The 8,526-nt window shown below is 63.2% G+C and carries 8 protein-coding genes; 2 read left to right on the plus strand and 6 right to left on the minus strand.

Features of this window, described 5'->3' with window-relative positions; genetic code table 11:
* Together Y707_RS0114345 and Y707_RS26270 are read right to left on the minus strand one after the other, a co-directional pair.
* On the minus strand, positions 1-315 hold a 315-nt coding region (locus Y707_RS0114345), incomplete at its 3' end, for a thiamine-binding protein (RefSeq protein WP_026535592.1).
* 42 nt (positions 316-357) lie between these two features.
* Positions 358-1,614: an Nramp family divalent metal transporter gene (locus Y707_RS26270; RefSeq protein WP_035781822.1), complete on the minus strand. Its 1,257-nt coding sequence runs from the start codon at positions 1,612-1,614 to the stop codon at positions 358-360.
* A 191-nt stretch (positions 1,615-1,805) separates the two neighbouring features.
* On the opposite strand from Y707_RS26270, the gene pta reads away from it, so the two are divergent.
* Both pta and Y707_RS0114360 read left to right on the plus strand, forming a co-directional pair.
* Positions 1,806-3,887 carry a phosphate acetyltransferase gene (pta, locus tag Y707_RS0114355; RefSeq protein ID WP_026535593.1) on the plus strand — a complete coding sequence of 694 codons (2,082 nt, stop codon included), beginning with the start codon at positions 1,806-1,808 and terminating at the stop codon, positions 3,885-3,887.
* Positions 3,887-5,047 carry an acetate/propionate family kinase gene (locus tag Y707_RS0114360; protein ID WP_026535594.1) on the plus strand — a complete coding sequence of 387 codons (1,161 nt, stop codon included), beginning with the start codon at positions 3,887-3,889 and terminating at the stop codon, positions 5,045-5,047. The genes pta and Y707_RS0114360 overlap by 1 nt, the downstream gene beginning before the upstream one ends.
* On the opposite strand, the gene Y707_RS0114365 is transcribed toward Y707_RS0114360, so the two are convergent.
* The 4 genes from Y707_RS0114365 to Y707_RS26280 are packed head-to-tail and all read right to left on the minus strand — an operon-like array spanning position 5,031 to position 8,398.
* Positions 5,031-5,342: an AzlD domain-containing protein gene (locus tag Y707_RS0114365; RefSeq protein WP_026535595.1), complete on the minus strand. Its 312-nt coding sequence runs from the start codon at positions 5,340-5,342 to the stop codon at positions 5,031-5,033. The two genes, Y707_RS0114360 and Y707_RS0114365, sit on opposite strands and share 17 nt — an antisense overlap.
* Complete coding sequence (locus Y707_RS26275; RefSeq protein ID WP_051442050.1) at positions 5,339-6,160, minus strand: AzlC family ABC transporter permease; 822 nt, start codon at positions 6,158-6,160, stop codon at positions 5,339-5,341. Before Y707_RS26275 ends, Y707_RS0114365 begins: the two co-directional genes overlap by 4 nt.
* Positions 6,161-6,197: 37 nt before the next feature.
* Positions 6,198-6,578, minus strand: a complete 381-nt coding sequence (locus tag Y707_RS0114375; RefSeq protein WP_026535596.1) for a DoxX family protein — start codon at positions 6,576-6,578, stop codon at positions 6,198-6,200.
* Positions 6,575-8,398 (minus strand): glycoside hydrolase family 15 protein, encoded by a 1,824-nt coding sequence (locus Y707_RS26280; protein WP_051442049.1) that lies wholly within the window; start codon positions 8,396-8,398, stop codon positions 6,575-6,577. Before Y707_RS26280 ends, Y707_RS0114375 begins: the two co-directional genes overlap by 4 nt.
* Positions 8,399-8,526: the final 128 nt, after the last annotated feature.

An 8,526-nucleotide genomic window follows, 5' to 3' on the forward strand; every position in this document is an offset into this window, starting at 1 on the left:
GAGCCGCTCGACCTTGCCGGTCAATTCGCCGGTGTGGCCGGGGCGGACGTCCGCCTTCAGCACCAGCGATACCCGGCTGCCATAGCGGCCGACGGCTTCGGTGGCCCGTTTGACCACCTCCATCACCTCGTCCCAGTCCCCTTCGATTTCGGTAAACATCGAACTGGTGTGGTTTGGCAGACCGGAATCGCGGACGACCTTGACGGCGGCCGCCACGGCGTCGTGCACTGACGCGTTGCCAGTGGACGAACCGCTGTTGGCCGGCGCATCGCCGTCGGGAGTTCCGGAAGGGGCTACTGAAAAGGCAACAAGCATGCTGTTAGTCTGCCATGTCCGCCATCCGGATATAAGCCGTCGCTACCCTCCCAAGAGCGGTGCCACCTGATTGTAGAGTTCCTGGAAGCCGAGCACGATGAAGACCAGGGCCACCACGCTCAGCAGCACGTTGCTCAGCGCCTTGTTGCGCCACTGTTGAGGCACCCGTTTGCTGTTCAGCAGCCACAGCAGGGTGATCGCCAGGAATGGCATGAACAATGCACCGAGCACGCCGTAGGCGACAATCAGGGCAAACGGCTCGCCAATCAGCAGCAGCAACATGGGCGGGAAGGTCAGCCAGAGCATGTAGGCGCGTGCCTGCTTACTGCCCGATCCCGGCGCTTTGTCAGCAGACAGGTCTTTTGGATGCTTGCGGTAATTGACAACGAAGTCGGCAAACATCAGGGATACGCCATTCCAGACGCCCAGCAGGGAGGAGAACGACGCCGCCCAGAAACCGACCAGGAAGATGACAGACCATGTCTCTCCGTAACGGTCCGCGAGAACATCCGCCAGATCGATAAGGCCGTCGTCGCCTTCGGACAAAGCAATGTTTGCGGCGAACAGCAGTTCCGCTCCCACAATCAACATGGAAATAGCCAGGATGCCGGTGACGATATAGGCAACGGAGTTGTCGATCCGCATGACCTTCATCCACTGCGGCGTGTGCCAGCCTTTCTCCTTCAGCCAGTAGCCATAGGCCGCCAGGGTAATGGTTCCGCCCACGCCGCCGGCGATTCCCAGTACGTAGAAGAGGGAACCTTCCGGCAACCGGGGAACGAGGCCGGAGATAATGCCGCCCAGATTGGGGACAGCCAGGACAGCGGATCCGACGACGGCGACGAAGAGGATGCCCACCATCACGGTCATGATTTTTTCGAAGCCGCCGTACTTTCCAAACCAGACCATCGCCAATCCCACGATGCCGGAGATGACGGCGAAGACATTGAGGGGAATGCCGGGGAAGAGCGTCGCCAAGGGAAGGGCGCTCGACGTCATGGCGGTGGCGCCGTACACGAAACCCCACAGGACGACGTAAATGCCGAAATACCAGCTGGTCCAGATGCCGAGCGAACGCCAGCCCTGGAAAATCGTCTTGCCGGTAGCGAGATACCAGCGACCGGTGCCCTCCACCAGTACGATCTTGAAGATGCAGCCCAGCACCGCGGCCCACAGCAGTACATAGCCGTAGAGGCTGCCTGCCAGCAGGGTCGCGACCAGGTCGCCCGCGCCGACGCCGGTTGCCGCCGCGACGAGGCCGGGACCGACTATGCGCCACTTCGGGGTTTCTTCCGACACACCTTGTGTGTTGACTGACTCGGCCACGACTACTCCCTGGTTTGCTGTATTCCCCGATGAATCGCTTGAACTCTACGCGCGCCGGCACCGCGCCACAAGGCTGTTACGGTCAACGGTGGTTTCGGACTGACAGGTTTGACAGGATGGGTGGACGGCATGCGGAAACGGAGCCGAAGCAAAGGATGGCGCGGATGGCCAAAGGGATCTACATCAGCGCGATGACGCCCAGCTCAGGGAAGTCGCTGATCAGCCTTGGCCTGGCCGATACACTGCACCGGCACGCGGGCAGAGTCGGCTTCTTCCGTCCCATTTCCGACGGCGACGACGTCTCAGCCGATCCGATGGTTGATATGATCCAAAAGCAGTTCGACCTTCCTGCCGAAAGCTGCCGTGCCGGACTCAGCGCCCATGAGGCCCGGAACCTGCTGGCCAGCGGGGACCGCGACGAGATCGACTCCCGGTGTGTGGCAATTTTCGGGGAAATGTCCGCCGAATGCGATGTCATCATCGTCGAGGGAACGGATCTCACCGGTCACGACGCCGCCGTCGAATTCGATCTCAATGCCCGCCTCGCCAACAATCTCGGATGCCCGGTTCTCGCCGTCGTCAACGCCGGTGACATGTCCGTGGAAGAGGCCGCCGACGCCGTCGACGTCGCCCGCCGTGAGCTGTCCGCAGCCAACTGTTCCCTGCTGGCCATGATGGTGAACCGCGCGGATCCGGAAGCGCTCGAGGAAATCGGCAAGGCTGTCCGGCCCGGAGCTTCCAAGCGGCCGGTGTACATCATTCCCGAAATACCGGAGGTGTCCCGGCCAACCGTCGCGGAAGTGGCCTCCGATCTGGAACTCGAACGAGTGGCCGGCAGCCGCAATCTGGAACGTGACATTGTTTCCACCAAGGTCGCCGCCATGAGTGTCGGCAATTTCCTGCACGAGCTCACGGACGGCACGCTGGTCATTGTCCCGGGCGACCGCGCCGACCTCCTGGTCGCAACTCTGGCCTCGGCCTTGTCGTCCGACTTCCCGGTTCCGGCAGGCATGATCCTGACCGGCGGGCTCGAGCCAGAGGAGCACATCGCGACCTTGCTGGACCAAGCGCCGTTCCCGGTCCTGAAACACCCGGAAGACACCTACTCGACGGCGCGGCGGGTCAGCGGCGTGCGCGGGGAAATCACCACCGGCCAGCCACGCAAGATCGCCGCCGCCCTCGGGGCCTGGTCCAACCGGGTGGACGGAGCGGAACTAATCGAACGGCTGACCATTCCGCGGCCGGAGAAAACCACGCCGCTGAGGTTCCTGCATGAGCTGATCGAGCGCGCCCGGTCCGAACGGATGCATATTGTCCTGCCGGAGGGGACGGATGCCCGGGTGTTGCAGGCGGCGGAAATCCTGCGCCGCCGGGATGTCTGCGCTCTGACCATCCTGGGTCCGGAAAAGCAGGTGCGCGAACTGGCCGCCAGCGAAGGCGTGAGCCTGGACGGAGTGGACCTGGTGGATCCGGAAACGAGCGGCCTTCGGGAGGAATTTGCCACCGAGTACGCCCGGCTCCGTGAGCACAAAGGTGTGGATCTTGCCGCGGCACGGGAAAAGATGCTCGAAGGGGCCTACTTCGCAACGATGATGGTCCAGCTCGGCAAGGTCGACGGCATGGTTTCCGGCGCCGCCCACACCACGGCCAACACGATCCGACCGGCCCTCGAGTTCGTGAAAACCCGCGATGGCGTTGAGATCGTCTCCTCGGTCTTCCTCATGCTGCTGCGCGACCGTGTCCTTGTCTACGGCGACTGCGCGGTCAATCCAGAACCGGACGCCGGGCAGCTGGCCGACATCGCCATCGCCTCCGCCGAAACTGCTGAAGAGTTCTGCATCGAACCCCGCATTGCCATGCTCTCCTACTCCACCGGCGAATCCGGATCCGGCGGTTCCGTCGAGGAGGTCAGGCGGGCGACCGGCATGGTCCGCGACCGCCGCCCGGACCTGCCGGTGGAAGGTCCCATCCAGTACGACGCCGCGGCTAACGCCGCCGTCGCCGAGTCGAAATTGCCCGATTCCTCCGTGGCGGGGCAGGCAACGGTATTTATATTCCCCGACCTGAATACAGGCAATAATACGTACAAGGCGGTGCAGCAGTCCGCCGGGGCGGTCGCCGTCGGGCCTGTACTGCAGGGGCTCCGCAAACCGGTCAACGACCTTTCCCGCGGCTGCACCGTGGAGGACATCGTGAACACTGTGGCCATCACGGCCATCCAGGCACAACCTTCCCGGGAGTCTTAATGCTCGTTCTGGTTCTCAACTCCGGCTCCTCCTCGATCAAGTACCAGGTCCGGGAAGTCCCGCTCCCCGGCGCGGACGACCACCACGAAGCCATCCTCACCGAGGGAATCGTCGAACGCATTGGCGAGGGGGAAGTCGAGGACCATACCGCCGCCCTGGAGCAAATCAACTCCGAACTCACCGCGGCCTTGGGTGACCGGCAGATCGACGCCGTCGGCCACCGCGTGGTGCACGGCGGTGAACGTTTTGGCGAACCGGTGCTGATCACCAATGAAATTACCCGGGCCATTGAACGGCTCAATCCGCTGGCGCCGCTGCACAATCCGCCCAACGTCCTCGGCATCCGAGCCATCGCCGATAAATGGCCGAACCTGCCGCAGGTGGCCGTCTTCGATACGGCGTTCCACCGTACTCTTCCGGAACGGGCCTGGCGGTATGCCATTCCCGACGACTTCTACCGCAAGTACGGTATCCGCCGCTACGGCTTTCACGGCACTTCCTGCGAATACGTCACCCAGCAGGCAGCGGAACTGCTGGGATGTCCACTCGGAGAGTTCAACGCCGTCGTCGCCCATCTGGGCAACGGCGCCTCGGCGACCGCCATCCAGGGTGGTATCAGTGTTGACACATCGATGGGTTTCACCCCGATTGAGGGGCTGGTGATGGGCACACGTTCGGGCGACCTTGACCCGTCCATCCTGCTGTTCCTGGAGCGGGAAGGCTTCAGTGCCGACGAGCTGGACGAGATGCTGAACAAGAAGTCCGGGCTCAAGGCACTGTTCGGGCAGAACGACATGCGTTCCATCGTCGAAGCCGTCGACGACGACGAACGCGCCCGGCTGGCGCTGGAAATTTCCTCCTACCGGCTTGCCAAATACATCGGCGGGTATCACGTCGCGGTCGGCGGTGCGCGGGCGATCGTCTTTACCGCCGGCATCGGCGAAAACTCACCGCAGTTCCGACAGGCGGTTGTTGAACGGCTGGCGCCGCTGGGGGTGAAGCTCGACGACGGCGCGAACCTTGGGCCGGCCGACGGAGCCCGGATCATCTCGACCGGCAACTCTGCTATTCAGGTTCTCGTGGTTCCCACCGATGAAGAGCGTGCCATTGCCGAGGCAACAGCCGCCGTCGTGGCAAGCCGTCCTATCCCCAGCCGGTGAGCCTTGTCAGCGCTGCCGCAACCGCCCCGACAATGACGACCACCAAAAACGGTGCCCGCAACCAGAGCGCCACCGCCGCCGCGCCGAGCGCCACGACCCGCGCGTCCAAGGTCAACGCTTGTCCACCCGAGAACGCGTTCACCATCGTCAACGATGCGAGCAGCCCAATTGTCAGGGTCGCCGCGACGCGGGACATCCGGGGGTTATCCATCATCCGCTGCGGCAGCAGGTATCCGGAAAACTTGATCGCGAACCCCAGCGCGCAGGCCAGCAGCAACCACCACCACAGACTCATCGATCGTTCCCCGGGTCGTTCTGCCCGTGCACCGTATGGTCCTTGGCGTAGTGGTCGAGATCGTGCTCGCTGTACGGCTCTTCATACGGCTCGATATCAGGCGCCATGCCGGCCGGAACGGCGTCGTGCTTGAACCAGCCGATTGCCCCGGCCACGGCCGCCGCCACCAGGATCGGCACGCCGGATGGCAGGAAGGGAATGGTCAGGACCGTCACCAACGCGCAGACGACGGCGATGCTGGCCGGTTGCTTCGCCTGCAGTCTTGGCCACAATAAGCCCAGGAATGCAGCGACGGCAGCGCCATCGAGACCCCACTGCTGCGGATCGCCCAATGCATCGCCTGCCAGTGCCCCGACGGCGGTAAAGAGGTTCCACAGCGTGAAAACACCCAGCCCGGCCGTCCAGAACCCACGCCGCTGCTCGGAGTTTTCCAGTTGCCCGCTCGCCGTCGCAGCGGATTCATCGATCGTGACCTGCGCGGCCACGACTTTCCGCCACCCCTTGGGCCGCACGAGCGCGTTCATCTGCATGCCGTAGACACCATTGCGGATACCGAGCAGGGTCGCCGCGCTCATCGCGGCGACGCCGGTACCGCCGCCTCCGATCACGCCGATGAAGGCAAACTGCGAACCACCGCTGAACATGAATAGGCTCAGGATCATGGTCTGCCAGAAGGTCAGGCCCGCGGTGACGGACAGCGCGCCGAAGGAGATGGCATAAAGGCCGGTGGCGATGCTGATCGAAAGACCCACCCGGACTGCCGGCGATTTCCTCCAGGATGTGCCCGGCGCCGGACTGGATGGGACGGTGGAGCTCATCATCTGAGAGTAACGGAGCGCCGGCACCTCCAGCCAGTTACCGCCGCCGGACACTCCACGCCCAGGCAACCAGCGGAATCTGCAACGGCAACCGGAGGCTGTGGATCGTCCGCGCCTTCCGCGATCCCTTCGGACCGAAGGCCCGCTTAAGGGCACTGATATGGCCGACGGTAAAGCCTGCAAACATCACGGCCGTGCAAGTGGCGGCTGCCCTGCGGGTCGGCGGAAAGAGCAGCCCGGCGGCGCCCGCGAACTCGATCACACCGCTGAAATGGACCCAATTCTTCCTGGACCTGATTCCCTCCCGGGTGGTGATCGCCGGCGGCACGACCGCATAGTAGAAATGCGGAGTGATGAAATGGTTCACCGCGCTGACGGTCAGCAGCCCCGCCAGAGCCGTCACGGATTTCGGCGTCACGCTTCCACCGGTTCCACGGGATCCTGCGCATGGCCTTCGAGCGCATCGGCCGCCCGGACCAGTGTCAGGTGCGAGAACGCCTGCGGATAATTTCCCGCCATCCGGCTCTTGCTGGTGGCATACTCCTCGCTGAGCAGACCCAGTTCATTGGAATAACCAATCAGCTGGTCCATCAGTTGCTGAGCCTCGTCGCCCCGGCCCGAGCACGCGTACTGCTCCACCAGCCAGAACGAGCAGGCCAGGAACGGATGCTCACCCGGGGCCAGGCCATCCACGCTGGCGTGTGTGCGGTAGCGCAACAGCAGGCCGGCGTCGTCCAGCAGTTCCTGTTCCATGTACGCAACCGTGCCGAGCATGTGCGGATCGTCGTAGGGCAGGAACCCGATCTGGGGAATCTGCAGCAGCGAAGCATCCGTCTGCAGCTCGCCATACGCCTGGGTGAATGAATTAAGCTCCTTGTTGAAGCCGTGCTCCATGATCTCGTCGCGCAGCGAGTCCACGAGCTTCTGCCAACGGTCGGCCGGCCCTTTCAACCCATGCTCGCGCACGGCGCGGACACCGCGGTCGAGCGCAGCCCACATCATCACCCGTGAATGCGTAAAGTACTTTTGCGGCCCGCGCATCTCCCAGATGCCGTGGTCTTTATCGTCGAAATGCTTCTCCAGGTAGCCAAGCATCGCCCGCTGCAGCGGCCACGAGAAGTTGTCCTCCTTGACCCCGGCATTGCGCAGCTTCTCCAGCGCCACCATGACCTCGCCAACCACATCCGCCTGGTACTGGCTGACCGCCCCGTTCCCGACTCTGACCGGCGTCGATTTTTCATAACCGGACAGGTGCGCCAGCTCCTTCTCCGGGAGGTTCCGTCCGCCGTCAATGGCATACATGATCTGCAGATCCTCAGGATCTCCTGCGACGGCGCGGAGGAGCCAGTTGCGCCACTTCTGCGCCTCGTCCTCGTAGCCGTGGACCAGCATCGCCTCGAGGGTCAGCGCCGCATCCCGCAGCCAACAAAACCGGTAATCCCAGTTCCGTTCGCCACCGAACTGCTCCGGCAACGATGTCGTCGGCGCCGCGACAATGCCGCCGGTATCCTCATGCGTGAGCGCTTTGAGCACCAGCAGTGAACGTTCGACGGCGCCGGCGTACGGACCCTTCTGGGTGCAGTATGAGGCCCAACCCTGCCAGAATTCGGTCGTCTCCTTGAGCGTCTTGTCCACATCGGTCATGGTCGGCGGCGGGCGGTGCGAGGGGAACCAGATCAATTCCAGATCAACCACTTCGCCCGGCTTCACCGTGAACTTGCCTTTGTGGGCATGCCCGGACGGCTTAGGCAGATAGTTTCCGTGAATTACGAGCGCGTCCGGACCGGCCATGGCAACGATCGCTTCACCGTCGTCGTTCGCCCTGTTCTCATCCTTGTTCTTGATCCGCTGAACCCAGGGCAAAACGGCGCCATAGCCAAACCTGATCCGGAACTCGGTTGCCATCGTGACCTCACCTTCGAGGCCCTCAATCCGGCGGACCACCGAGGCCCTGCGGTCTCCCACCGGCATGAAGTCCGTGACGAGTGCGGCACCGTCCGGCGTTTCCCAGCGGCTCTGCAGCACGAACGTCGACTCGATGTAACCCCATTCGGTCACGGTGCCGCCTTCGGCAGCCAGCCGCCAGTGCCCGTCGTCGTCATCACCGAGCAGCGAAGCGAAAACCGATTCCGAATCAAACCTCGGGAAGCAAAGCCACTCGATACTGCCCGTCCGGGACACCAAAGACCCGGTATGCTGATCCGTCAGCAATGCATAGTCCTCGATTGGTGATGCCATCTGTCCATCGTAATCACAATGCAGCTGCCGCCAACAGGGACCGCGTTGACTCATTAAAGATGTCCGCGTAGCGGCATTCGAAGAATCATTTGAGAATGTCCGCGTAGCGGTGTGTCTGCCGGGGCGGT

The organism is Arthrobacter sp. H14 (assembly GCF_000520495.1).
Classification (GTDB): Bacteria; Actinomycetota; Actinomycetes; order Actinomycetales; family Micrococcaceae; genus Arthrobacter_C.